The sequence below is a fragment of the Rhodanobacter sp. C06 genome, assembly GCF_002001105.1.
In the GTDB taxonomy this organism is placed as follows: domain Bacteria; phylum Pseudomonadota; class Gammaproteobacteria; order Xanthomonadales; family Rhodanobacteraceae; genus Rhodanobacter_A.
This window is the reverse complement of sequence record NZ_MUNP01000022.1, coordinates 1-1,163: the sequence shown is the minus strand read 5'-3', so window position 1 is coordinate 1,163 and position 1,163 is coordinate 1. Positions and strand designations below refer to the sequence as shown.

Sequence of the window (1,163 nt, the reverse complement as noted above, 5' to 3'; positions counted from 1 at the left end):
CTAATGCGGAATCCGCAAGACAGCAAGATCGCCATCATCGGCCTGGGCTACGTCGGCCTGCCGCTCGCGGTGGAATTCGGCAAGCACTACGCCACGCTCGGCTTCGACATCAACCAGACGCGCATCGCCGAACTGCGCGCCGGCGAGGACAAGACGCTGGAAGTGGATGCCGACGAACTGGCCGCCGCGACGCGATTGACGTTCTCGGCCACGCTGGACGAGCTGCGCGCCTGCAACGTCTACATCGTCACCGTGCCCACGCCGATCGACGCCGCCAAGCGGCCCGACCTCACCCCGCTGATCAAGGCCAGCCAGATGCTGGGCCAGGTGCTGAAGCCCGGCGACGTGGTGGTGTACGAGTCCACCGTCTACCCCGGCTGCACCGAGGAAGTGTGCGTGCCGCTGCTGGAGCAGGGCTCCGGCCTGGTGTTCAACCGCGACTTCTTCGCCGGCTACAGCCCCGAGCGGATCAACCCCGGCGACAAGCAGCACCGCGTCACCGGCATCCTCAAGGTCACCTCCGGCTCCACGCCCGAGGTCGCCGATTTCGTCAACCGCCTGTACGGCTCCATCATCACCGCCGGCACGCACCGGGCCAGTTCGATCAAGGTGGCCGAGGCGGCCAAGGTGATCGAGAACACCCAGCGCGACCTCAACATCGCGCTGGTCAACGATCTGGCGATCCTGTTCAACAAGCTCGGCATCGACACGCTGGAAGTGCTGCAGGCGGCCGGCACCAAGTGGAACTTCCTGCCGTTCCGGCCCGGCCTGGTCGGCGGCCACTGCATCAGCGTCGATCCGTACTACCTGACCCACAAGGCACAGGAGGTGGGCCACCACCCGGACGTGATCCTCGCCGGCCGGCGCACCAACGACGGCATGGGCCCGTACATCGCCGGCGAGGTGATCCGGCTGATGGTGCGCAAGGGCATCAACCCGGTGCATGCGAAGGTGCTGATCCTGGGACTGGCGTTCAAGGAGAACTGCCCGGACCTGCGCAACACCCGCGTGGTCGACATCGTGCAGACGCTGCGCGGCTACAACGCGCAGGTCGACGTGCACGATCCGTGGGTAAACGCCGCCGAGGCCGAGCACGAATACGGCCTCGTGCCGCTGGCCGAGCCGCCAACGGGCGCCTACGACGCGGTGATCGTGGCGGTGGG

At 67.1% G+C, this 1,163-nt stretch carries 1 protein-coding gene; it reads left to right on the top strand.

Features of this window, described 5'->3' with window-relative positions; genetic code table 11:
• Positions 1–3 precede the first annotated feature (3 nt).
• Positions 4–1,163, top strand: a 1,160-nt coding sequence (locus tag B0E52_RS01185) for a nucleotide sugar dehydrogenase (RefSeq protein ID WP_077480947.1), incomplete at its 3' end; no start/stop codon positions are given.